We start from the raw sequence: 22,917 nt of genomic DNA, 5'->3' as shown, positions 1-22,917 counted from the left end.
CAGCAATACGGGAGGACGTCCATGACAAGAGCAGACATCGGCGACATCCCCAAGCAGAACCCCTGTGCACAGTGCGGCACGCCGATCCCGTTTCCGGACTGGATCGAGCCGGGCGAAGGGCGCGTTTCCTATCTCTGGAAGTGCAACGTCTGCGGCTATCGCTTCGAGGCGGTGGCGATCTACGATCACCACGCGGTCGAGCATCCGCCGCTCGCCGCTTAAGCTGCTCCTTACGCCGCGAGCCGCGGCTGCTGCCACATCGGCAATTGAATCCGCACGATCAGCCCGTGCGGATCGCGATCGTGCAGTGACAGCTCGCCGCCATGCGCGAGCGCGATCGCGCGCGCAATCGACAGGCCAAGCCCGAACCCGGTCGAGTCGTCCATGGTGCGCGCGTCGTCGCCGCGCACGAACGGCTCCAGCATCTCCTGCTTGCGCGCATCCGAAATGCCGGGGCCGTCGTCCTCGACATCGATCCTGAAAAGGGTGCTCTCGACATCGAGCCGGATCGTCACTTCGGCGCCGAAGCGCACCGCATTCTCGACGAGGTTGGTGATGCCGCGGTGGAGGTCGTCGGGACGTGCCGCGGCGGTTGCCGATGCCGGGCCGTCATAATGCACGACGTGGCCCATGTCGCCGAACTGGTCAGCGATGAGCTGCAGCGTGCTCGCGACGTCGACCAGCGTCACCGCCTCGACCTTGCGGTCGTTGCGCAGCAGCGACAGCACGGACTCCAGCATCGAGCGCATCTGGTCGAGATCGATCAGCATGCGCTTGCGGTTGCCTTCGTCCTCGATGAACTCGGCGCGCAGCCGTAAGCGCGTGATCGGGGTGCGCAGATCGTGGCTGATCGCCGCCAGCATCCGGGTGCGATCGGACATCAGCCGTGCGATCCGCTCATGCATGCGGTTGAGCGCGCGCGCGACCTGGCGGATCTCCTCGGGGCCGCGCTCGGGCAGCGGCTCGGACGTCCCGTCCAGGCTGAAATTCTCGGCGGCCTTGGCGAAGGACGACAGCGGGGTCGCCAGCGCACGCGCCGCCCACAGCCCGAGCACGGTGACGCAGATGAAGGCGGTCATCAGCGTCATCAGCCACGGCCCGCCCCAGAACCACGGCCGCGGACCGTTGTCGACGCGGCCCGCGATCATGGTGCCGTCGGGTAGCTCCACGCCGACGCGATGCATGCCGCCGTCCGGGGCGAGTTGCACCACCTTGTAGGCACGACCGAGATGACGGCGCATTCCGTGCAGGTGCGCACTTTCGCTGTCCTCGACTATCCTCGCCGTGCCGGGCGCCACCGTCTCGATGCCGAGCCTGGGGAACGCGCGTGTGAGATCGCTCATGAGGCGCGGCCGCTCGCTCCCGCTTGCGGACGCGAGCAGCAGCGCGGCGTCCGCAAGCTGATGGCCGCCGTCGGGCGGCGTGTCGGGGCGGTCCGGACGGCTGATCAGGAAGGCGGTGGTGACGACGAGATGGAGCGCAACCGTCGAAGCCAGGACGAGCGCGGCGATCTGTCCGCCGATACCCTTGAGGTGGAAGAACCCGAACGGATTCATGGCCGACGTTCCCTTTAGTTGCTCAGGGGCGTCGTGACCGCTTCCGTTCGCATTGCTTCAGTTCTTATTGCTTCAGTTCTTGGCGTGAACAAATAGCCGCCGGAGCGGACCGTCTTGATGATGGTCGGGTCCTGCGGATTGGGCTCGATCTTGCGGCGGATGCGACTGACCAGCACGTCGATGGAGCGCTCGAACGAACCGGTGTTGCGCCCCTGTGTGAGGTCGAGCAGGCTGTCGCGCGAGAGCACGCGGCCGGGCCGCTCGCAGAATGTCCTGAGCAGGTCAAACTCGGCGCTGGTCACCGCGACGCGCGCGCCCTCGGGATTGCGTAGTTCGCGCAGGCGCAGGTCGATGCGCCAGCCCTCGAAAGTCAGCGTGCTTGCGCCTTCGATCGAGCTTGCGGCCTGGGCCGCCGCCTGGCGGCGCAGCACCGCGTTGATGCGGGCGAGCAGCTCGCGCGGATTGAACGGCTTCGGCAGGTAGTCGTCGGCGCCCATCTCGAGGCCGACGATGCGATCGACGTCCTCGCCGCGCGCGGTCAGCATGATGATCGGCGTCTGCGCCTCCGAGCGCACCTTGCGGCACAGGCTGAGGCCGTCCTCGCCGGGCAGCATGACGTCGAGGATGATGAGGTCGACGCGGTGGTCGGCCATGGCGCGCGACATCTCGCGGCCGTCGCTGACGGCGGTGACGTTGCAGGCGTTGTTGCGCAGGTACTTCGCAATCAACGTCCGGGTTTCGCGGTCGTCCTCGACGACCAGGATGTTGGGCGAGGGAATGGCCATGTCCTCTGTTTGTCCAAGATTCGGGCCGAATGGCGAAGATTTTTGTTTCAGTTTGTTTCCGGCTGGCCTGCTCGCAACACCCGGCAACAGCCTGGCCGGTGACCGGCAAGATCTCGTTAAGACCGTTAACCATACCGTCAAGCCGTCGCGCAAGATACCGTAGAAACCCCGGAGCCATCATGAGCACGATCTCGTCGCTCGCAAGCAGCAGCTACCAGTCGCCGCTACAGCGGCTACAGCAGGAATTGCAATCGGAAGTCTCCGCCGGCACGATCTCGTCGTCGGATCAGTCCGCACTCTCGACGGCGCTCAACGACATCGACACGGCGCTGCAGCAGAGCCGCGGCAGCGACGAGTCCAGCGGCACGCGGCCGTCGAAGGACGAGATGAAGTCGAAGATCGACGACCTCATCTCCAATGAGGTGTCGAACGGGACGCTGACCTCGGACCAGGCCGACGAACTCAAGGGCGTGTTCGAGGCTGCCTTCGCCAAGGGCCCGCAAGGCGCCGGCGCTCCGCCGCCCGGCCCGCCGCCGTCGGATGACGGCTCCTCCGACCAGTCCTCGTCCACGGACTCGACGAGCGGCACCTCAAGCGACCAGACCACGGCCGAGATCCTCCAGCAATTTCTCCAGGCGCTGCAGCAGGCGCAGTCATCGACATCGTCCTACGGCGCCTCCGGCAACGCGACCAGCTCGTCGAACGGCTCGCAATTCTCCGCACTGCTGATCGACTACAAGAGCTGACCTGAGCGACGCAGGTCGGCGTTCCTCGCCGCGATCTCGCTTCTTCCCAGGGCGCATGATCGTCGGGGAACCGTGCGTCACGAACGTTCAAGACACAGGAACTTTCATCGCAACGCAGCGGCAAATGACAGTGCATGCGACGAAATTGCCGCACGTTCGGAACTGCGACTGCGCAAGGCTGTTTTCTCCACACGAGTTTTCTTGCTGAAGGAGAGGACACATGTTGATCAAATCGATCGCGGCCGGCCTCGCCGGGACCGCGTTGCTTGCGACCGTCGCGTTTGCACAATCGCCGACCGCCACCGGCGACAAGGCTCCGACTGCGTCCGCGACGACCACATCGGCGTCGAACGAGTGGCGTGCATCGAAGATGGCAGGCCTGAGGGTCTATAACGACTCCAACGAGAACATCGGCTCGATCAACGACCTGCTGATGGACAAGAGCGGCGCCATCAAGATGGCCGTGATCGGCGTCGGCGGCTTCCTCGGCATGGGCGAGCATCTGGTCGCCATACCCTACGAGAAGCTGAAGTTCTCCGAAGAGGCCGTGGCCTACAACACCGGCACCGGCACGAGCCCGACTGGTGCCAAGCCCCCGGCCTCCACGACGACGGGCGCTGCAACCGGCACCGACAAGACCGCTGCGGCTCCGGCCAAGTCGTCGAAGTGGTATCCGGATCACGCCGTGTTCAACGCGAGCAAGGACGATCTGAAGAACATGCCCGAGTTCAAGTACTCGGAGTAATGCGGCTCGGCTGATCGCCAAAACCAAGCACGCCCGGTTTCACCGGGCGCGCGATCGTGTCTCTTCGTCATTGCGAGGAGCGAAGCGACGAAGCAATCCAGAGTTATTTCCGCGGATGCATTTCTGGATTGCTTCGCTTCGCTCGCAATGACTGAGAATTATCCTTCACTCAATGCCCGTTCACCAGCGGGCAGCCACCCTTGTCGAGCGGGCGGAATGCCTCGTCGCCGGGCACGGTGGCGATCTGCTTGTAGAGATCCCACTCACCCTTGGACTCCTCGGGCTTCTTCACCTCGAACAGATACATGTCGTGGACCATGCGGCCGTCGATGCGGATCTTGCCGTTCTTGGCGAAGAAGTCGTTGATCGGCGTCGAGCGCATCTGCGCCATCACCTTGGGTGCCTCGTCGGTCTTGATGGCGTCGATCGCCTTCAGATAGTGCATCGTCGCCGAATACAGGCCGGCCTGGATCATGGTCGGCATATGTCCGACCTTCTCGTTGAAGCGCTTGGAGAAGGCCCGCGTCTCGTCGTTCATGTCCCAGTAGAACGCGTCGGTGACGATCAGCCCTTGCGTCGCCTTGATGCCGAGCGAATGCGTGTCGGTGATCTCCTGCAGAAGCGCGATCATCTTCTGGCCGCCTTGCGTCAGGCCGAACTCGGCCGCCTGTTTCAGCGCGTTGGTGGTGTCGCCGCCGGCATTGGCCAGCGCGACCACCTTGGCCTTGGAGGCCTGGGCCTGGAGCAGGAAGGAGGAGAAGTCGGACGAGTTGAGCGGATGACGTACGTCGCCGAGCACCTTGCCGCCGCTCTCCTTCACAACGTTGGCGGCGTCGCGCTCCAGCGCCATGCCGAAGGCGTAGTCGGCGGTGACGAAGAACCAGGTGTCCTCGCCGCGCTTGACCATCGCCTTGCCGGCGACGTTCGACAGTGCATAGGTGTCATAGGTCCAGTGCACCGTGTTGGGCGAGCATTGGGCGCCGGTGATGTCGGACGAGCCGCCGCCGGAATTGATGTTGATCTTGTTCTTTTCGCGCGTCAGCGCCGAGATGGGCAGCGCCACCGACGAGGTGGGCACGTCGAAGATCGCGTCGACCTTGTCGTTGTCGTACCAGTTGCGGGCGATATTGACGCCGACGTCCGGCTTGTTCTGGTGGTCGGCCGCGACCACCGCGACCGGCTTTCCGGCGACCTTGCCACCGTAGTCGGCAACCGCCATCTCCACGGCGGCGAGCGAGCCCTTGCCGGTGGCGTCCGCATAGAGGCTCGACATGTCCGTGAGCACGCCGATCTTGACGACGTCGTCGGAAATCTGCGCCTGCGCCGTGCCGCCCGTTGCGGCGATGGCGAGACCGGCCGCGACTGCGGCGAAGAGTTTGTGCATGGTTGTTCTCCCTTGTGCGTTGTTGTTTGGGCTTCGTTGCGGGCCGGTTCTAGCCGCAATCCGCCGCTCCAGCTAAGCGATCCACGCCGTAGCAGAATGCAAAAAGGGAAGGGGGCGACGGTGTTCACCCTTTTCCCTTTTGTGGGAGAGGGTGGATCGCATCGAAGATGCGATCCGGGTGAGGGGCTCTTTCCGCGAATAATCCATTTGCAGTGCGCGCGCGGAGAGAAGGCGGTTACTGCAGCTTCGACACGTACACGTTGAGCGAGCCGCCGGCTTCCGCGATCACGCGCAGCGTCTTGGAATCGAAGGCGATGTCGGCGAGCGTCAGGCTGTCGATCTTGGCCTCGACGCGCAGGCCGTCATCGGTCTTCTGGTAGTCGGCGATCGCGGCGGCGATCTTCTCGCGCGCGTTGGCGGCGATCGGCTTCAGATCGAGCGTCGCCTTCTGCACCAGCGCCTGCTGCATGTGCGGCACCACCGCGCGCGCGGCTGCACCCAACAGGCCGAACGCCGCCTCGGACTCCATTGCGAGCTGGATATCGGCAAGCCGCAGCGTCTGCTGCGCCTGGTCGAGCATCGGGCGGCCCCAGATGTGCACGGTCGCTTCCGCGCCGAGGCCGAACCAGCTCTTCTTTTCCTTGGCACGCACCAGGAGCGAGATCAGGAGCCGGTCGCCCGAGGGGACGACGTTGACGCTCTTCACGGTGACGTCGACCGGGCCGGAGCCGTCCTCGGGATAGGTGTGCCCGACCATCTGCGCGGCGACGAGCTTGTTGATCTCGGCGAAGGGCACGTCGATCGGCACGCCGATGTTCACGCCGGTGCCGGTCGGCGGCACGATCGAGATCTTGTCGGGGAACGGGCAATCGGGCTTGGTCTGTGCCGCGGTGACGCGCGTCTCGGCTTCGAGGCCGAGCAGGAGCGTCACGGCCTTTGCATCGACGCGCGGCTGTGCGGCGATTGCACGGATCGGCTTCATCTCGAGCCACAGCGGCGGCAGCGCGGCGGAGGAGCCGGAGCCCTGCAGCGGGATCGAACGGCATGCCTTGGCCCATTGCGCCTTCGCGTTCTCGCGCAGGCTCGGATCGTTGCGGATACGCTCGGCGGCGGCGTCGAGCTGCTCGTCGACGGTCTTGTCGATCAGCGGCTTCACCTGCGCCGGCACGTTGACCTTGGCTCCGGCGACCGAGAGGTTGGTATCGCCGAGATTGACCTGGGCGCCGAGGTTGGGCTCGAGATGCCAGGCCGCCGCGAGCTTCGGTCGCGAGGTGATGACCACGTTGCCCTTGATCTCGGCGCTGGCATTCAGGTTCTTGATGTTGACGGCGCCGATCTGCTTTGCGGCATTGCCGCCGAGCACGCTGCCGAGCGCCTCGCCGAGCGCGCCGGTCGCCTTCGACGACAGCGATCCCGTCACGTTCAGCTTGCCACTGAGCGGCGTCGACAGCGTCAGCACGTCCTTGTCGCCGACGGTGGAGATCGGCCCACGCATCGCAGACCAGCCGATGTCGGCGTTCTCCAGGATCTGCGAGATCGGATTGTCGGCCTTGCCGGCGAAATTGCGCGGCGCGGCTTTCTCGGCCTGTTCCCGGATCGCCGACAGCGCGATGGCCACCGGCGCTACCACGATCGAGCTTTTCGAGACCGGCGGCAGCGGTGGCAGTTGTGCGACCGCGGGCGCCGGCCCCGTCGCGGGGGACGACAGCCAGTCCATCGCCTTCAGGCTGATGAAAAACGACGCCGCGATCACGGCGACGGCGATCAGCACAGTCTTCAAGTACAACGTTGGTCGCATCAATCCCCCAAGCCACCCCGGGGCTGGAGTCTACAGGGCAGACGAGGAGGCCGCTAGAGCGCATGGATAGGGTGGAATTGGGGCGAATGATGAACGGCTGCGAACGCGCCGGGTAATCATCGCGTCATCGCGGCGCGCCACGCTTGGGACGGCGGACCGCTTTCACGTCGCCGCGGCTTCCGCCACCGCAGAAGAGGCGATCGCCGCCATCGGATTCCAGCCCCGTGACGACCGTGCCGGCGGGCATATCGAGCTGCTCCAGCACGCTTCCCGTTTCGGGATCGATCCGCCGCACGTCACTTTCATCGTTTTCCCAGGTGCCATGCCAGAGCTCACCGTCGACCCAGGTGACTCCGGTCACGAAGCGTTTGCTCTCGATGGTGCGCAGAACCGTCCCCGTTTCCGGATCGACCTGATGGATTTTCCGCTCACGATATTGCCCGACCCAGAGCGAGCCCTCGGCCCAGGCAAGTCCGGAATCGCCACCGCCGCCCGGCGCGGGGATGGTGGTGAGCACCTTACCCGTCGCGGCGTCGATCTTCTGAATGCGATCTTCGGCAATCTGGAACAGGTGCCGGCCGTCGAATGCCGTTCCCGCATGTGCGGCGACATTGAAGGAGCGTGCGATCTTGCCGCTTGCCGGATCGACCGCATTCAACTTGTCGCCGGACGCGAACCAGACATGCGCGCCGTCATAGGTGACGCCGTGCACACTCTCGACGCCTGCGAAAGGCCCGTACTCGCTGATGATTTCGGCGGCTGATCGCTTCATGTGCTTGATCCCTGTGAGATGATCCATCCTACGTCTTCAGCAGCGGCCCCGGGAGTAACAAGCCTGTCGGGAAACCCGGGACAGGCGGGGTCATCCAGCGGCGCGCCCGCCCGTGCCCGAACGACTGTACCTTGTTCGACCTCGCGAGCTCGTCGAGCGCCCGCTGCACCGTACGCGGGCTCGTTCCAAGCGCCAGCGCGAGCGCCGAACTCGACCAGGGCTCGCCATCGGAGAGAAAGGCGAGCACGGCAGCGTGCTTTTCCTCGACGGGCCGCGCCAGCACGATAACCTGCCGCGTCGTGCGCGGTGCCAGCGCATAGCCCTGCTTCGTCGCGCTCACATTGACCAACGTCTTGAGCTTGGCGCGGAGCCGACCGATCTCGACCCGCAACCGCGCGCGATGCGATTCATCGACATGCCGCGCCTGAAACGCGCCGGAAATGAGCGCTTCGCGCGATACATCCGCCGGCCATGCCTGCGCCAGGATACGGGCAAGCGCGAACAGGACCGGCCGCGTGCCGAGCGAGACAATGCGACCTTGCCTGCGTACGGTATGATGGAAGGCGTCCACGACAAGCGCGGCCGAATTTGCCACCCCCTCGACCTCTGCGAGCAACAGCGGACGCTCCTTGCCCCGGGCGATCAGACGGGCCGCCGGCGTGTCGAGAACGAGATTTGCGCTTTCGACTTCGGCCGAGAGCGCAGGGATGCCTGCAAGCTGGGCTGCGCGAGCCGCGCGGCCGAGCGCCGCGCGCGCGACTTTCGTCCTCAGGCGCCGAAATGCGATGCCTGCGACCACGAGCTCGTGGACGACCTGCGAGGCAGGCGGGAGCGGCGTAGTGCCGAGCCCGGCCATCGTGAGCTCGGCCTCGTCGAGGCGCCCGACGAGAAGAAGGCGGCGAGCCTCGATGTGACCTGCATGGGCGGCATTGACGAGATCGCCACGACTTTCGAGCGTGGCCCGCGCCGCCGCGAGCGTCTTCGCCGGCCAGTTCAGGTCGCGCAAGACGAGCGCGACCTCGGCTTCGGCAACGATGCATCTTGCGCGCGCGACGGCCTCTTTCGGACCGAAGGCGCGTGCGGCGCTCCGCAGCAGCGTCTTGGCCCGCGCGAGATCGCCGAGCTGCGCCATTGCGATGCCGCGTAGCGCGAGCGAAGGAGCATCGTTGCGCAACGCCACGCGGTTGAGGGCGCCGAGCGGATCACCGGCGTCGAGCGCACGCGCCGCGGCGGTAATCAGCGACTCCATTGCAATCCCGCCAAACTTGTTACTCCCACCGCGCGACCGTCCGGTGCCACAAATAGCTCACGACCGACAATGTGCGGTGAGGGGCGAGCGGACTTGCGTCTGTCACAGCGAGGCGCGGGCCGATCGCCCAATCGAGAGGTTTGGAGAGCCATGACGACATCAGTTGAAAACGGACGAAACGACAGACCGCCTGCCATGCACACACCGCCGGTGGTATCGCCGCAAGACTGGGAGGCAGCCCGTCAGCAACTGCTCGTGAAAGAAAAGGCACATACCCGCGCCCGCGACGCCCTGGCCGCCGAGCGGCGGCGAATGCCGTGGATGGCGGTGGACACGTACGCATTCGACGGGCCCGGCGGCAAGGTCAGTCTGCTCGATTTGTTCCAGGGCCGGCGGCAGCTCATCGTCTACCGCGCCTTCTTCGAGCCCGGGGTGTTCGGCTGGCCCGATCATGCGTGCCGTGGTTGCTCCATGGTGGCCGACCAGGTCGCCCATGTCGCACACCTGAACGCCCGCGACACCACCCTTGTCTTCGCCTCGCGTGCGCCCCAGGCCGACATCGCGCGGCTGAAGAAGCGGATGGGCTGGACGATGCCGTGGGTCACCATCACGGACAGCTTCGATGCCGACTTCGGCGTCGACGAATGGCATGGCACGAACGTGTTCTTTCGTGACGGCAACCGCGTCTTCCGCACCTACTTCATCAAGAGCCGCGGTGACGAGCAGATGGGCGGCACCTGGAATTACCTCGACATCACGCCGCTCGGCCGGCAGGAGGTGTGGGAGAACTCGCCGGAGGGCTATCCCCAGACCCCGACCTACAAGTGGTGGAACTGGCACGACAGCTACGTCGAAGGCGCCGCGCCCGACAAGAAGTGGGTCGAGGTATCGGATGCCGGAGAGAAAGCATTCCGCGACGAAGCTGCGGGCACGAATACGTGACCGAGGCCTATCCCGTCAGCCCGGCCGCCGGCGCCAGCCGTGATGGCAAAAACGCCGCGGCCGTGCACGACCTCGCCAGGTGGCTGGGTCTCGCGGCCACGCCGACCTTCGCCATCATGGCCTTCCTGACCGCCGTTCTCGGCGGCCCGACGGACATGCTCTGCTCCGCCGGGCACGGGTCGGCGCTCGGCGGGATGGTGCCGATGTATCTCTTGATGAGCGCGTTTCATTCCTCGGCGTGGCTGAAGCTGATCTCGGACCAGCGAGGCGCTAGCCGCGGGTAGGCGCGGATGGCAACGATCATCAGCGCAAAACGAAACGGTCCCGGTGTCGCCGGGGCCGTTCGCATCAGCGCAGCTTCTGCCCGAAGACCTCCTCGAACAGGCCGAGCATGGCGGCCCAAGAGCGACGGTCTGCTTGCCGCGATTCAGTACCCTCATCCTGAGGAGCCCGCCATAGGCGGGCGCCTCGAAGGATGATGAGACCCACGCGTCGCCGACTCGTGGAGCTCAGCAAAAGAGCTCAGCAAAATCGCCGCGCATGAAAGCTTCCTTCTTGGCGCGGCTCCATTTCTTGGGTTTGCGTTCGCATTCGATCGCGTCGGTGATCCGATCGAACCATTGCGAGAAGACCAGCGTCACGGCCCTGCGTGACTTGGTGTAGCCGCCGAATGTGCCGGCGTTGTGCTGTGCAATCCTGAGCTCAAGCTCGGTCCGCGTCGTTCCGATGTAGTAGCTGCCATCCGCGCATTTGAGAATGTAGAGGTACGCGCCTTCGGCCGTCATGCCCGCCCCATCCTTCGAGACGACCGCTTCGCGGTCTCCTCAGGATGAGGCTAACTGGCGATCGCGATCTTGGGCAAGTGCCGCCGGTGTCAATTTGCGCGCTCGTCTGCTTACCGCTGCTCTGACGCCGATTGCAGATAGGCGACCACCTTGGCCGCTTCGTCCGGGGAAATGCCGCCATAAGGCTGCATCTTGTTGCCCGACACGACCTCGTCCGGCTTGACGATGAAGCGCGCGAGCTTGTCCTTGTCCCAGACGAAGCCTGCATCCTTCATCGCGGGGGAGTAGTTGTAGTCCGGCAGCGAGCCGGCCTTTCGTCCGACGATCCCGTTGAGATTTGGGCCGAGACGATTGTCGCCCTCCTTCACGGAATGACAGGTGCGGCAAGAATTGTTGAAGGCCTGATGGGCCGCCTCATCGGTGGTCGCGGTTGATTGCTGCGCGACAGACCCGGGCGCTGACAGCCACATCAATCCGACGGCAGCAATCGAGCACGCCCATCGGCTTCTCAGCACTTGCTGGCCGGGTTGCATCTGCGCCTCCCTAAGATCGCGCGTCTGCGTCTCTGGCGATGTTGCTCAGAGAACTCCATGCAAACGAAAACGGCCCCGGTGGGTTCCGGGGCCGTTTGCGTCACAATGTCCTGTCGCTTACCGCGTCGCGCTGCCGAGCTCCGCGCGGCGTTCCGTCATCGGCCGCACCACGACCTTGGCGCCGACGCTGACGCGAGAGTAGAGATCGGTCACGTCCTCATTGGTCATGCGGATGCAGCCGGAGGAGACGTGTTTGCCGATCGTCTCGGGGGCGTTGGTGCCGTGGATGCGGTAGATGGTGCCGCCGAGATACATGGCGCGGGCACCAAGCGGATTGCCGGGACCGCCGGCCATATGGCGTGGCAGATAGGGCTGGCGGGCGATCATCTCAGGCGGCGGGGTCCAATCCGGCCACTCGGCCTTCTTGGTCACCGACTGGATGCCGGACCAGGTAAAGCCATCGCGGCCGACGCCGATGCCGTAGCGAATGGCCTGGCCGCCTCCGAGCACGTAATAGAGATAGGTGTTCGGCGTATCGATGATGATGGTGCCCGGCGCCTCGCGCGTCGCGTAAGCAACGGTCTGGCGGCGGAAGCGCGCCGGCATCTCGACCTGATCCTGATCCTCGGACGGCGCGGCCTGATAGGGCGTAGCCTGGTAGGGCTGATACGGCTGGGCCGGCTGCGGCGCGGTCATCGGCGGCAGCGGCTGGAAGAAGGGGAAGAGCTGCACGGGCGCCGCCTTGGCGGGGCCGGCGAACGCGATCGCGGAGATCGCAACTGCGCCAACGGCAACGGCGCGCGAATACGTCTTGAACGTGTCCAGATTGAACATTGATCGCCCCTGTTTGCTCGGTGTTGTTGATCACCGCGGCACCGCTTCCAGTGCTCCGTTGCCCAAATCACTAACGGAAAGAAGTTTCGGGACGTTTGCGCTGAAAATCGAAAACGGTTTCGTCGCGGCAAGAATTGTTTCATGACAGTTTCGTGGCTGCCGCGGTCCCAATCCCAACAAAACATTCTGCCGACACTTATGTGACGTCACACGCCTGAAATATCCTTCGTTGAAGGTCGCTAGCCGAGAATCATCAAACTCTCGGGATTTTCCCATGCGGGTATTAATCGCGACTGACGCCTGGCATCCGCAGGTTAACGGCGTGGTCCGGACGCTGACTTCGCTCGCGGGCGCCGCCAAGGCGCTTGACGTCGATATCGAATTCCTGACCCCCGACGGCTTTCCGTCATGGCCGCTGCCGACCTATCCAGGCCTGCGCGTCGCGCTGCCGAGGGCCAAGGAGATCGCGCGGCGGATCGAGAAGGCGGCGCCGGAAGCCTTGCATATCGCGACCGAAGGCCCGATCGGCTGGGCCGCGCGTGCCTATTGCCGCCGCAACCGGCTCGCCTTCACCACCTCCTACACCACGCGCTTTCCCGAATACGTCTCGGTGCGGACCGGCATCCCGGCAGCAGTCGGCTATGCCGTGCTGCGCCACTTCCATGATGCTGCCGCCATGACCATGGTGGCGACGCCCTCGCTGCGCCAGGAGCTCTCCGCGCGCGGCTTCAAGCGGCTCGGCTTCTGGACGCGTGGCGTCGACACCAATTTGTTCAATCCCGACAATCCGGCACGGCTCGATCTGCCGCGGCCGATCTTCATGACCATGGGCCGCGTGGCGGTTGAGAAGAATCTCGAGGCCTTCCTCTCGCTCGATCTGCCCGGCACCAAGGTCGTCGTCGGCGATGGCCCGCAGCGGACACAGCTCGAAAGGAAGTATCCGGGCGTCGTCTTCCTCGGCGAGAAGAAGGGCGCGGACCTCACCTCGCATCTTGCCGCTGCCGACGTCTTCGTGTTTCCGAGCCTTACCGACACCTTCGGCGTCGTGCAACTCGAGGCGCTCGCCTGCGGCACGCCGGTTGCGGCCTTCCCGGTCACGGGTCCCAAGGACGTCATCGCCGATCATCCGATCGGTGCGATCGACCACGATCTGCGCGCGGCTTGTCTGCATGCGCTCACCATGTCGCGCGAGACCTGCCGCAACTTCGCGCTCGAGCGTTCCTGGGAGAACAGTGCGCGTCAGTTCGTCGGCAATCTCACCTCACTTCAGCCCAGCCGCTCGCTGCGCGCCTCGCCGGTGATGGCGCGGCGGCCGGTGCGCGGTTGAATCCCACCGTTTGAACCACAGCGAGAACCACATCGATGGCTAAGATCATGAACCTTGACGGCACCCACCAGCTTGACCTCGACCGCGGTACGGTCGAGCAGGCCTATGACCGCTGGGCGCCCGTCTACGACCTCGTGTTCGGCGGCGTGTTCGCCAAGGGGCGCCAGGCCGCGATCGCAGCGACCAACAAGATCGGCGGCCGCGTGCTCGAAGTCGGCGTCGGCACCGGCATCTCGCTGCCGATGTACGCGAGCAACGTTCGCATCTTCGGCACCGACATTTCGGAAGCGATGCTGGACAAAGCGCGCCAGCGCGTGAAGGAACAGAGGCTGAAGAACGTTGAGGGCCTCGCGGTGATGGACGCCGAGAAGCTCGAATTCCCCGACAACTCCTTCGACGTCGTGATGGCGCAATATGTCGTCACCGCCGTGCCGAACCCGGAGAAGGCGCTCGATGAATTCGCCCGCGTGCTGCGTCCCGGCGGCGAGCTGATCATCCTGACCCGCGTCAGCGCGGATGCCGGCATGCGCCGCTTCATCGAGCAGAAGCTGCAGCCAGTGGTGCGTCCGCTCGGCTTCCGCACCGCCGAGTTCGCCTGGTCGCGCTATGCGAAATGGCTCGCCGGCGCCCATGGCATCGAGCTCGCCGAGCGCCGCCTGATCCCGCCGCTCGGCCATTTCTCGCTGGTGCGCTTCCGCAAGGTCGAGGTCGCCAAGGCGGCTTGAGCTCTGGCTCACGCCTTCGCGTGCGTCATCGCGCCGCTGCGTGTCGTCACATGACAAAATGATGTTGTCACACGGCCTACATCGAATCTCTGTAAATCCCGAGCCCGAAAGCATTTTGGGGGAGACCATGATCAAGAATTACCTCGAGCATCTGCGCATCCAGCGCTGGGACGACCATCGCTACTACCACCACAGCCGCATCAATCAGAGCCTGCACTTCGTCAGCGCGCTGAGCTTCCTGTTCGCCTATGTCTGGATCTTCATCGATCCCGTGATCTCAGCGCTGGTCGGCTGGCTGGTCTCGATGACCTCGCGCCAGGCCGGTCACTTCTTCTTCGAGCCGCATGGCTACGACCACATCAACCAGGCGACGCATGAGCACAAGGAAGAGATCAAGGTCGGCTACAACCTGCAGCGCAAGGTGGTGCTGATGTCGATCTGGGCGCTGTCGCCGCTGGTGCTGTTCGTCGATCCGACGCTGTTCGGCCTGTTCAAGCCCTGGGCGGGCGCGACCGACTTCATGCGTCAGGTTGCAAAGATCTGGCTCGCAGTCGGCATCGGCGGTCTTCTGTTCCGCACCGTGCATCTGTTCTTCATCCGCGACGTCGAGACCGGCCTCGTCTGGATGACCAAGATCCTGACTGACCCGTTCCACGACCTGATGCTCTATCACAAGGCCCCGCTCGCCTTGATGCGCGGCGAGCTGATGGATCCCGGCCTGCACCTCAACCCCGAGCACACGCTGGGCCTCATCGGCGAGCCCACGCTCGAAGAGCAGCACGCCTGAGCACGCTGCTCGCACCAAACACTCCGATGTCGATAGGTTGCGTCATGCCCGGGCTCGTCCCGGGCATCCACGTCTTGGCACTCCCGCAGGACACTTCGGAGGTGACACAACCGAGCCGCATGCTCGCTTCACCTCTCCCCGTTTGCGGGGAGAGGTCGAATTTGCGCGTAGCGCAAATTCGGGTGAGGGGGAGTCTCCGCGAGTCCAGCTCTCATCGTGATTGCGGAAGCAGGCCCTCACCCCAACCCTCTCCCCGCGAGGAGCGGGGAGAGGGGGAGGAACGAGCGGTGCTTGCGGTGACGGAAATGACTTCAGCGCCCGAAGCGCTTGGCCAGCATCTCCTTCAGGATCTGCCGCTTGATGCGCTTGTTGGTGAGGCTCGGGTCGTGCCACCAGAAGCCGTCCGCCTTCATCTTCTCTGCCGCGCGGACGAAGCGCTCGGCAACCTCAGTGAAATCGGCGTCAGTGTAATTGAGGCTGAAGATCAGCCGGCCGGTGCCGACCCAGCTCAGCGACAGGCCTTCGGCGCGCAGATAGTATTGCAGCATCCAGTTGTAGCGGGACGGTGTGGTGTATTTCACCGTCCAGATCGAGGACAGGTTGGCGACGCGTACCGGCAGGCTGGCGCCCTCCAGCATCTGGTTGAGCTTTTGCGCGCGGCCGTTCCAGGTCTCCTCCAGCCCGTCATAGACGACGCGGAAGTTCGGACTCGCCAGCCGGCTCAGGAACTCGTCCATCGCCGTCATGACGTAGGGATGCGAGTTGAAGGTGCCGCGCGCGAAGCAGATGTCGGCGGGGCGGTCGTCGCGGAAGCGGCGCATCAGCTCCTTCTTGCCGCAGACCACGCCGACCGGCAGGCCGCCGGCGAGGCTCTTGCCGTAGGTCACCATGTCGGCGCGCACGCCGAAATAGTCCTGGGCACCACCGGCCGCGAGGCGGAAGCCGACGAACACTTCGTCGAAGATCAGCACGATGCCGCGCTCGGTGCAGACCTCGCGCAGCCTCATGAGCCACTTGGTGTATGCTTGGCGGTCGAAGTTGCCGCCGCGGGAAGAATCGACCAGCGCGGAATCGCCGGGAGCGTTGGCATTCGGATGCAGCCCCTGCAGCGGATTGACCAGCACGCAGGCGATGTCGCGCCGCGTGCGCAGCACGTGCAGCGTCTTCTCCGACATCTCGGCGAGCGTGTAGGTCTCGTGCGCGGTAACCGGGTTGCCGACGCCGGGCTGCACGTCGCCCCACCAGCCGTGATAGGCCCCCGCAAAGCGGACGAGGTGTGTGCGCTTGGTGTGGTAACGCGCCAGCCGCACGGCCTGCATCACAGCTTCCGTGCCGGACATGTGGAAGGAGACTTCGTCGAGGCCGGAGATCTGGCAGAGCCGTGCCACGTTCTCCAGGATGACGGGATGGTAGGGGCCGAGCACCGGTCCGAGCGCATGCGCCCGTTTTTCGGCTCCCTCGATGCACTCCTTATAGAAGTCGTTGCCGAAAATGTTGACGCCGTAGGAGCCGGTGAGGTCGTAGGAGACGTTGCCGTCGACATCCTTGACGGTGACACCGCTCGACGACTCCATGAAGGTCGAGGTGCCCAGGTGCTCGCGCACGAGGCGCGAGAACTGGAACGGCACGCGGTAGCTCTCGGTGAAGTTCAGGTCGGAGATCTTCTCCGCCGCTTCCTTTGTCATCGCGCGGCCCTTGGGGTAGCGCTCGGCGTAGAGGGCAGCGAGGCGGAAGAAGCCGTCCTTGCGTTGGCTTGCGATGTTCGCCGGCGCTCCGTCGCAGGCGAAGTAGTCGTTGCTATCGAACTCGTAGAACGGGATCAGCCGCGCCACCCGGCGCGACATCTTGGAGTGCCCGGAGAGCGAGCGGTGCTTGGCGCGGGACAGCTCGATCCGCGCCTTGATCTTCGGGAAGGCGGCGGCAGCGGACGCTGCGGCGGCCACGGACAAAGAGAGAATCGGGAGTGTCGTTTCCATGACAACAAGCGCTAACCTTACGAGCTGACAGATTCATGACAGTCAAAGCCCTCATCGCCTCTTTCACCCAGCAGGAAGACATCAATTTCCTGCTGACCAACCGCATCCCCCGCGCGGCTCTGACCCGCTTCATGGGCTGGTTCTCCAAGATCGAGAACCCGCTGGTTCGGGACGGCTCGATCGCGCTGTGGAAGCTGTTCTCCGACCTCGATCTGTCGGAGGCGCGAAAAGACCATTTCAAGAGCCTGCACGACTGCTTCACCCGCGAGCTGAAGCCGGGCCTGCGGCCGTTCGATCCCGATCCCGCGGTCGTCGCAAGCCCGTCGGACGGCATCGTCGGCGCCCACGGCCGGATTGCCGATACCGAGTTGTTCCAGGTCAAGGGCGCGCCCTATTCGCTGCTCGACCTCGTCGGCGACTCCGCACTGGTCGACCAGCACCGCAACGGCTCCTTCGTCACGCTGCGGCTGACTTCGAGCATGTATCACCGCTTCCACGCGCCCTATGACGCGCATATCGAACGCGTCACGCTCATCCACGGCGACGTCTGGAACGTCAACCCGATCGCGTTGAAGCGGGTCGAGCGCCTGTTCTGCAAGAATGAGCGCGTGGTAATCCGCACGCATCTCGCAACCGGCGAGGCCGTGACACTGGTGCCGGTCGCGGCCATCTTGGTCGCGAGCATCCGCTTGCATTTCCTCGACATGGTGCTGAACGCGCAGACGCCGGGACCAGTCAATTTCTCCTGCAACGTCAGCGTGACGAAGGGCGAGGAGCTCGGCTGGTTCGAGCACGGCTCGACCATCATCATCCTCGCGCCCGGCGATTTTACATTCTGCGACGGCATCGCCGAGGGCACGCGCATCCGCGCAGGTCAAGCGCTGCTCAGGCGAAGGTAGCCTTCAATCCGCCGTGTCGGCCGCCTATATCGTCCGCGGGGACGATTCGACGACACGACAGGTAACGAGTGATGGCGCGGGCGCCGGTGCTGGCGGCGGGTGGTATTGTGCTGCGGCGTGGCGTGACGCCGCTGGTTGCAGTCGTGCGGCAGCGCAAGCGCAATGAATGGGTCCTGCCCAAGGGCAAGCTCGATGATGGCGAGACGCCGAAAAAGGCCGCGCACCGCGAGGTACTGGAGGAGACCGGCCACGACGTCGCCATCCATGAATTCCTGGGCACGCTCGTCTACCAGTCGGGCGGACGCTCCAAGGTCGTGCATTTCTGGCGGATGGAGGCCGAGGGCGGTCCCGTCCGCAAGCTGACGAACGACATCAAGGCGGTCGACTGGCTGCCGCTCGAGAATGCGATCGCGCGCCTGTCGCGCGAATATGAGCGCGCCTTCCTGACTGAGATCGGCCCGATCGCGCTCGCCGCCGCCGGCCTCGCGACGGCCGATACAGAGGCCACGCCGCCGCTTGCTGCCGGCGATGTCGATGCCGCCATGCAGACGCTGACGGCCGCGGAAGCGGCATCCGTCGAGGAGCTGCGTCATGGCCTGTTGCAAAGGGTGAGAGCCTGGCTGCGCGGCGAGGCGTAAGCTCTTTTTACCGCGCCTGTTTGCAGGTGAGGAAAGCATCCGCAAGTTGGAGGGCTCGGGTAGCGCCAGCTCCTTCCAAGTCGTCATTGCGAGCGCAGCGAAGCAATCCAGAGTCCCCCCACGGAAGGATTCTGGATTGCTTCGCTGCGCTCGCAATGACGGAGGGGGAGCATGTTCACCTCCGCTCCTTCTTCTCCTTCGGCGCAGGCGCCGGCTTGCGCGGAGCGCCGGGCAGGCGCTGCTGGAGGTCCTGGCGCTGCACGCCGCCTGGTTGCTGAGCCGCGGGCGGTGGCTGCAATCCGCTGCGCGGCGTTTGCGGCTGCGGCGCCCTGCCGGGTTGCGGCGGAGTGGCGCCGCCGGGCTGCGAGGGGGGCTGTCGGTTGCGGGGCGGCTGGGCCTGCGGCGCGCCGCGCGGCTGCGTGCCTTGGCCGGCGCGTGGCACGCCTGCCGGTTGTCCCGCACCCTGCTGCTGGCCCTGCTGACCTTGGCCCGTGCGCGGCGTACCTGGCTGCACGGCGCCGCCTTGTCCTTGACGCTGTTGCGACGGCTGCGTGCCTTGCCGTTGCGGCTGCTGCGGGCCTTGACGGTTCGGCGTGCCCGGCTGCTGCTGACCCGGACGGTTCTGACCCGGCAGGCCGTTCGGACGCTGCGGCTGTTGTCCCGGCGCCGCCGGACGCTGTTGCTGGAGCGGCCGCGGGATGCGCGGGCTCGCGGTCGGATTGGCGCGGCGGAAATCGCGCTGCTCGGTGACGATCTGCCGGCCCGTGGTCTGCGCCAGATGCACCTGGGTCACAAAGGCGCGGTCGCGTGCGACCTGCTGCGGCGCGATCGTGATCGGTACCGCGGCAAAGCGCACGCCGCCGGGGCCGCCCGCGCCTGGCCGGATCGCAAACCCGCTCGATCCTTGCGTCAGCACGCCGAGCCGCGTGCCGCTGGTGCGGTCGTTGACATCGATATGTCCGACCCGGCCGTCAGCGTCCGGATAGAGCTTGATGTTGACGTTGTTCGCAGTCGCTCCCGTCGTGCTCGCGGTCGCCGGCACGTCGACGACGCCGGTGGTGCCGCGAATGCCGAGCGTCGCCGTCGGCGTCGTGATCTTCATGTCGCCGGTCTTGGCCACCGCCGCCGCGACGAACGCGACCGTGCCCTTGCCGATGTCGAAGATCGCGGCGTTCTGTTTGCCGCCATCCTCATAGACGTAATTGTCGATGGTGATCTTGGCGCTGGCGGAGAGATTGAACGTGGTGGAATCGTTGAAGGTGATGCCGAGCGAGGAGTTCGATGCCGTCTGCACGATGTCGTTGAGATAGATGTCGTCGCGCACCTTCAGCGGATAGGAGTTCTTGTCGCGGATCACGGTGGCGATCCCGGTCACGGTCGCGACGTTGCCGATCGGCTCCTCGGCAGGCTGCGCATCAGCCGCAGGTGTCGGCGAAGCGGCCGGGCTCGGGGAGGGCTCGGGTGCCGGCTGCGCCTGTGGCTGGGTTTGAGCCTGCGCAACCTCGATTGTATCGGATGCGAACGCGACACTCGCGCCGGCCAGCGGCGACGCCAGCAGCGCAAGCGCGAACACGAAGCGGCGCCAAGCCACCAAAAATGCCACTGATGAAGTCCCGGTGAGAACGCGAGGCGAGATCGACCGATTTCAGCCGGGGCCGGCTGAATGGCCGATGAACGTCTGTCGCACGGGATTATCGAACGTTCAAACCCACTCTCACTCCTCATGGTGAGGAACGCGCTCTTGCCCGCCTCTCGAACCATGCAGGCCCCGCTCTCCATGCGGGGGTCTTCTCGGGCAAGTCCGTGATGCGGTCGGTTGAAGGCCTCTAGATCATGCCGAGCACGATGGCGGCGACAAAGGCCATGGCAAGGTACGCAGTGACAACGCTCAGTCTTCCGACGAACGTCATGACGTTGCTCCCTGGGATGCTCCCGCTGATCGCGCCGATTTGCGCGCAACCAATATGGTTAACAGAGAGTCGCTTCTTGAAAAAGTAAGCCGTGCTGCCGCTGATCCAGCGTGCGCCCGCCCTGCATGGTTAAAGAAGGCTGAAATCAATGCGTTGAAGAGTCTTTAAGTAAATTCACCGAACGTGCGTGCATGACGCGCGGAGTTCGTTTGTATCTCGTCGGCTCCATCGTCCTTGTTTCGCTCGCGGGTTGCGGACGCGGCTTCTTCCAGGCCGAACGCGAACCGTGGCGGGCCGAGGCGGAAGCCGCGTGCCTGAAATCGGGCGCGGTGAAGGAGAGCGCGGACATCGTCCGCGTCGAGCCGATCTCCGGCCCCGGTGTCTGCGGTGCCGAATTTCCGCTGAAGGTCGCCGCGATCGGCGAAGCCTCGAGCAGCTATGGCTTTGCCGACGAAGTATTGCGCCCGCCCGCGAGCATCGGCAACCAGCCGCGCTGGCCGGTGACGCAGCAACAGTCGAGCTATCCGCCAAGCCAGCCTTATCCGACGTCGTCCGGGTATCCGCAGCGGTCGAGCTATCCCGAGAGCACCGCGCGCCAGCCGTCGGGCTATGGCGCATCGTCCGGCCCGGTCTCGCTGAGCGCGCCCGGCGTGGCGCCGCAGGAGGACGAGATCGATCTGCCGCCCGACGGCACCGATGCTGCGGGTGCTGCGCGCTACATGAACACGCCGAGCTATCCGGCGCGGCCGGCGGCACCTTATTCGCAGGCTCCCGCGCAACAGCCGCCGCCGCGTCTCGGTCCTGTGCAGGGCAATCCCGTCACAGCCGTCGGGCCGGTCGCAGTGAAGCCGACCGCGACGCTCGCCTGCCCGATCGTCTCCGAGCTCGACCGCTGGCTGGCCGATACCGTGCAGCCGTCGGCGACGCGCTGGTTCGGCCAACGCGTGGTCGAGATCAAGCAGATCTCTGCCTATTCCTGCCGCGGCATGAACGGCAATCCGCATGCCCATATTTCCGAGCACGCCTTCGGCAACGCGCTCGACATCGCCGCCTTCGTGCTCGCCGACGGCCGTCGCGTCTCGGTTAAGGACGGCTGGCGCGGACTGCCGGAAGAGCAGGGCTTTTTGCGCGACGTGCAATCAGGGGCGTGCGCGCATTTCACCACCGTGCTCGCGCCGGGCTCCAACGTCTATCACTACGATCACATCCACGTCGACCTGATGCGGCGCGCCAGCGGCCGCCTGATCTGCCAGCCGGCCGCGGTCTCCGGCGACGAGGTCGCCGCCCGCGCGCAGCGGCGCAATCCCTATGCGAACACGCGCGATCCCTACGTGACGGGCTCGCTCGGCCGCAAGAGCAAGCACAAGGTCAACGAGGAAGACGAGTTCGCCGATGAGTAGGGCGGGCGTGCGCGTGCGATCGTTGGATTGGGCAAGTCACTTTGCAGGTCGCGTCGAGGCAACTGGGGCCAGCCCCATGCAGTGCTGCACTTCGCCCGGCACGTTGTAGTCGCGCATGACGGGACGGCTGTCGCGCATGCCGCATGCCTCCCGCTGCACCACGAACATCCAAAGCGCGTGACCGGCCTCCATTACCAGGGCGCGCCGTGCTTGCCGCGTCGATGCCGGCGCATCCGAGGGCGGATGGCTGGCATCGAATTCGCGCAGCTTCGCGAGCGCTTGTTCCAGCGCGCGCCCCATCCGCCCGAACGCAGAGGCCTGCTCCTGGGCGATCTCATAATTGAGAACGTCGACCGGCGTGCGGAGAGGGTGAAGATCGCGGGACATGGCTTATGTATAGCGTCGCGGGGTACGCTAGCAATGACGTGGTTAGAGATACGCCCTGCGCTACGGCCGTGGCTCTCTCTCACTTCACTCCATACGCCGCCAGAAACATCCGCGTGGCGCTGTTGATCACCTCAGCCATGCGTTCCTCCGAGGGCGCGGGCGCGGCCTGGAAGATGAACGGCAGGAACAGCGAGGCCTTGCACACTTCCATGAATTGCGAGGCGGCGAGGTCGCAATCGTCGATCCTGAGATCGCCGGAGGCGACATGGGCCCTGAGATATTCGGCGAGCCGGTTGATGGTCTTGTCTAGCACGCGTGCGTAGTAGCGGCGGCCGACATCGGGCATGCGCTCGGCGATCGCCATCACGGTGCGGATCGCCGATCCGCCGCCGGGCCGGCAGAGCAGGTGGATGTAGGCCGAGCCGAACTCCTTCAGCGTGGTCTCGGCATCGCGCGCGGGATCGAAATTGAACACGACCTGGCCGTGCTGCAGCGCCTCCTCTTCGAGGATTGCCTCGAACAACGCGCATTTGTCGGCGAAATAGACGTAGAGTGTGCCTTTGGAGACGGCGGCCGCCCGCGCAATCTCGCCCATGCTGGCGCCGTCGAAACCGAGATTCATGAATACCTTGCGGGCGCCATCCAGGATCTGGCGCCGCTTGGAGCTGTCCTCTTCGGAGACAAGACGCAGATGTTCGCGATCGGCTGCAACCATTGGTTTAGGGTCTCGAAAGGTTTA

The 22,917-nt window shown here is 65.2% G+C and carries 24 protein-coding genes; 11 read left to right on the top strand and 13 right to left on the bottom strand.

Annotated features, from left to right (window positions below; all coding sequences use genetic code 11):
* Window positions 1-21: 21 nt before the first annotated feature.
* Complete coding sequence (locus MTX21_RS16735) at window positions 22-222, top strand: hypothetical protein (RefSeq protein ID WP_280965877.1); 201 nt, start codon at window positions 22-24, stop codon at window positions 220-222.
* A gap of 8 nt (window positions 223-230) precedes the next feature.
* On the opposite strand, the gene MTX21_RS16730 is transcribed toward MTX21_RS16735, so the two are convergent.
* Entirely contained in the window at window positions 231-1,556 is a 1,326-nt protein-coding gene (locus MTX21_RS16730; RefSeq protein ID WP_280965876.1) for an ATP-binding protein, read from the bottom strand.
* A 14-nt stretch (window positions 1,557-1,570) separates the two neighbouring features.
* On the bottom strand, window positions 1,571-2,341 hold the full coding sequence (locus tag MTX21_RS16725) for a response regulator (protein WP_280965875.1): 771 nt from the start codon (window positions 2,339-2,341) through the stop codon (window positions 1,571-1,573).
* A 179-nt stretch (window positions 2,342-2,520) separates the two neighbouring features.
* Between MTX21_RS16725 and MTX21_RS16720 the strand changes: the two genes are divergently transcribed.
* Both MTX21_RS16720 and MTX21_RS16715 read left to right on the top strand, forming a co-directional pair.
* Window positions 2,521-3,087: a hypothetical protein gene (locus tag MTX21_RS16720; protein ID WP_280965874.1), complete on the top strand. Its 567-nt coding sequence runs from the start codon at window positions 2,521-2,523 to the stop codon at window positions 3,085-3,087.
* A gap of 220 nt (window positions 3,088-3,307) precedes the next feature.
* Window positions 3,308-3,832, top strand: coding sequence for a PRC-barrel domain-containing protein (locus MTX21_RS16715; RefSeq protein ID WP_280965873.1), 525 nt, complete (start codon window positions 3,308-3,310; stop codon window positions 3,830-3,832).
* Window positions 3,833-4,001: 169 nt separating this feature from the next.
* On the opposite strand, the gene MTX21_RS16710 is transcribed toward MTX21_RS16715, so the two are convergent.
* The 4 genes from MTX21_RS16710 to MTX21_RS16695 form a co-directional block, all read right to left on the bottom strand.
* Window positions 4,002-5,216: an ABC transporter substrate-binding protein gene (locus tag MTX21_RS16710; RefSeq protein WP_280965872.1), complete on the bottom strand. Its 1,215-nt coding sequence runs from the start codon at window positions 5,214-5,216 to the stop codon at window positions 4,002-4,004.
* Window positions 5,217-5,451: 235 nt separating this feature from the next.
* On the bottom strand, window positions 5,452-7,014 hold the full coding sequence (locus MTX21_RS16705; RefSeq protein ID WP_280965871.1) for a DUF4403 family protein: 1,563 nt from the start codon (window positions 7,012-7,014) through the stop codon (window positions 5,452-5,454).
* A 124-nt stretch (window positions 7,015-7,138) separates the two neighbouring features.
* Window positions 7,139-7,786, bottom strand: coding sequence for a glutamine cyclotransferase (locus MTX21_RS16700; RefSeq protein WP_280965870.1), 648 nt, complete (start codon window positions 7,784-7,786; stop codon window positions 7,139-7,141).
* 28 nt (window positions 7,787-7,814) lie between these two features.
* The gene (locus MTX21_RS16695) at window positions 7,815-9,035 is read right to left on the bottom strand and encodes a helix-turn-helix domain-containing protein (RefSeq protein ID WP_280965869.1); all 1,221 of its coding nucleotides are present in this window, start codon (window positions 9,033-9,035) and stop codon (window positions 7,815-7,817) included.
* Window positions 9,036-9,185: 150 nt separating this feature from the next.
* On the opposite strand from MTX21_RS16695, the gene MTX21_RS16690 reads away from it, so the two are divergent.
* The gene (locus MTX21_RS16690; RefSeq protein WP_280965868.1) at window positions 9,186-9,977 is read left to right on the top strand and encodes a DUF899 domain-containing protein; all 792 of its coding nucleotides are present in this window, start codon (window positions 9,186-9,188) and stop codon (window positions 9,975-9,977) included.
* A complete protein-coding gene (locus MTX21_RS16685) occupies window positions 9,974-10,261 on the top strand; it encodes a hypothetical protein (protein ID WP_280965867.1) in 288 nt (95 codons plus the stop codon). The genes MTX21_RS16690 and MTX21_RS16685 overlap by 4 nt, the downstream gene beginning before the upstream one ends.
* Window positions 10,262-10,486: 225 nt before the next feature.
* Here the strand turns inward: MTX21_RS16685 and MTX21_RS16680 are convergent, their stop codons facing one another.
* The 3 genes from MTX21_RS16680 to MTX21_RS16670 form a co-directional block, all read right to left on the bottom strand.
* Entirely contained in the window at window positions 10,487-10,762 is a 276-nt protein-coding gene (locus MTX21_RS16680; RefSeq protein ID WP_280965866.1) for a GIY-YIG nuclease family protein, read from the bottom strand.
* Between the two features lie 110 nt (window positions 10,763-10,872).
* Window positions 10,873-11,232 (bottom strand): c-type cytochrome, encoded by a 360-nt coding sequence (locus MTX21_RS16675; protein ID WP_280971077.1) that lies wholly within the window; start codon window positions 11,230-11,232, stop codon window positions 10,873-10,875.
* A 180-nt stretch (window positions 11,233-11,412) separates the two neighbouring features.
* Complete coding sequence (locus MTX21_RS16670; RefSeq protein WP_280965865.1) at window positions 11,413-12,129, bottom strand: L,D-transpeptidase; 717 nt, start codon at window positions 12,127-12,129, stop codon at window positions 11,413-11,415.
* A gap of 274 nt (window positions 12,130-12,403) precedes the next feature.
* Here MTX21_RS16670 and MTX21_RS16665 point away from each other — a divergent pair, with 274 nt between their 5' ends.
* The 3 genes from MTX21_RS16665 to MTX21_RS16655 all read left to right on the top strand — a co-directional run bounded on the left by MTX21_RS16665 (window position 12,404) and on the right by MTX21_RS16655 (window position 14,968).
* A complete protein-coding gene (locus MTX21_RS16665) occupies window positions 12,404-13,456 on the top strand; it encodes a glycosyltransferase family 1 protein (RefSeq protein WP_280965864.1) in 1,053 nt (350 codons plus the stop codon).
* A 35-nt stretch (window positions 13,457-13,491) separates the two neighbouring features.
* Window positions 13,492-14,181, top strand: coding sequence for a methyltransferase domain-containing protein (locus tag MTX21_RS16660; RefSeq protein WP_280965863.1), 690 nt, complete (start codon window positions 13,492-13,494; stop codon window positions 14,179-14,181).
* Window positions 14,182-14,308: 127 nt separating this feature from the next.
* Window positions 14,309-14,968 carry a hypothetical protein gene (locus MTX21_RS16655; protein ID WP_280965862.1) on the top strand — a complete coding sequence of 220 codons (660 nt, stop codon included), beginning with the start codon at window positions 14,309-14,311 and terminating at the stop codon, window positions 14,966-14,968.
* A gap of 311 nt (window positions 14,969-15,279) precedes the next feature.
* On the opposite strand, the gene MTX21_RS16650 is transcribed toward MTX21_RS16655, so the two are convergent.
* Window positions 15,280-16,944, bottom strand: a complete 1,665-nt coding sequence (locus MTX21_RS16650) for an aminotransferase class III-fold pyridoxal phosphate-dependent enzyme (RefSeq protein ID WP_280965861.1) — start codon at window positions 16,942-16,944, stop codon at window positions 15,280-15,282.
* Window positions 16,945-16,979: 35 nt separating this feature from the next.
* Here MTX21_RS16650 and asd point away from each other — a divergent pair, with 35 nt between their 5' ends.
* Both asd and MTX21_RS16640 read left to right on the top strand, forming a co-directional pair.
* Entirely contained in the window at window positions 16,980-17,843 is an 864-nt protein-coding gene (gene asd, locus MTX21_RS16645; protein ID WP_280965860.1) for an archaetidylserine decarboxylase, read from the top strand.
* A 71-nt stretch (window positions 17,844-17,914) separates the two neighbouring features.
* Entirely contained in the window at window positions 17,915-18,481 is a 567-nt protein-coding gene (locus MTX21_RS16640) for an NUDIX hydrolase (protein WP_280965859.1), read from the top strand.
* Window positions 18,482-18,656: 175 nt separating this feature from the next.
* Here the strand turns inward: MTX21_RS16640 and MTX21_RS16635 are convergent, their stop codons facing one another.
* Window positions 18,657-20,075 carry a FecR domain-containing protein gene (locus tag MTX21_RS16635; RefSeq protein ID WP_280971076.1) on the bottom strand — a complete coding sequence of 473 codons (1,419 nt, stop codon included), beginning with the start codon at window positions 20,073-20,075 and terminating at the stop codon, window positions 18,657-18,659.
* Window positions 20,076-20,582: 507 nt separating this feature from the next.
* Here MTX21_RS16635 and MTX21_RS16630 point away from each other — a divergent pair.
* Window positions 20,583-21,791, top strand: a complete 1,209-nt coding sequence (locus tag MTX21_RS16630) for an extensin family protein (RefSeq protein ID WP_280965858.1) — start codon at window positions 20,583-20,585, stop codon at window positions 21,789-21,791.
* A 36-nt stretch (window positions 21,792-21,827) separates the two neighbouring features.
* Here the strand turns inward: MTX21_RS16630 and MTX21_RS16625 are convergent, their stop codons facing one another.
* Together MTX21_RS16625 and MTX21_RS16620 are read right to left on the bottom strand one after the other, a co-directional pair.
* The gene (locus MTX21_RS16625; protein ID WP_280965857.1) at window positions 21,828-22,178 is read right to left on the bottom strand and encodes a DUF6665 family protein; all 351 of its coding nucleotides are present in this window, start codon (window positions 22,176-22,178) and stop codon (window positions 21,828-21,830) included.
* Window positions 22,179-22,257: 79 nt separating this feature from the next.
* Entirely contained in the window at window positions 22,258-22,893 is a 636-nt protein-coding gene (locus MTX21_RS16620) for a TetR/AcrR family transcriptional regulator (RefSeq protein WP_280965856.1), read from the bottom strand.
* Between the last annotated feature and the right edge of the window lie 24 nt (window positions 22,894-22,917).

The organism is Bradyrhizobium sp. ISRA430 (assembly GCF_029909975.1).
Classification (GTDB): Bacteria; Pseudomonadota; Alphaproteobacteria; order Rhizobiales; family Xanthobacteraceae; genus Bradyrhizobium.
The sequence above is the reverse complement of the archived record's forward strand: the minus strand, read 5'-3'. Positions and strand labels throughout refer to the sequence as shown.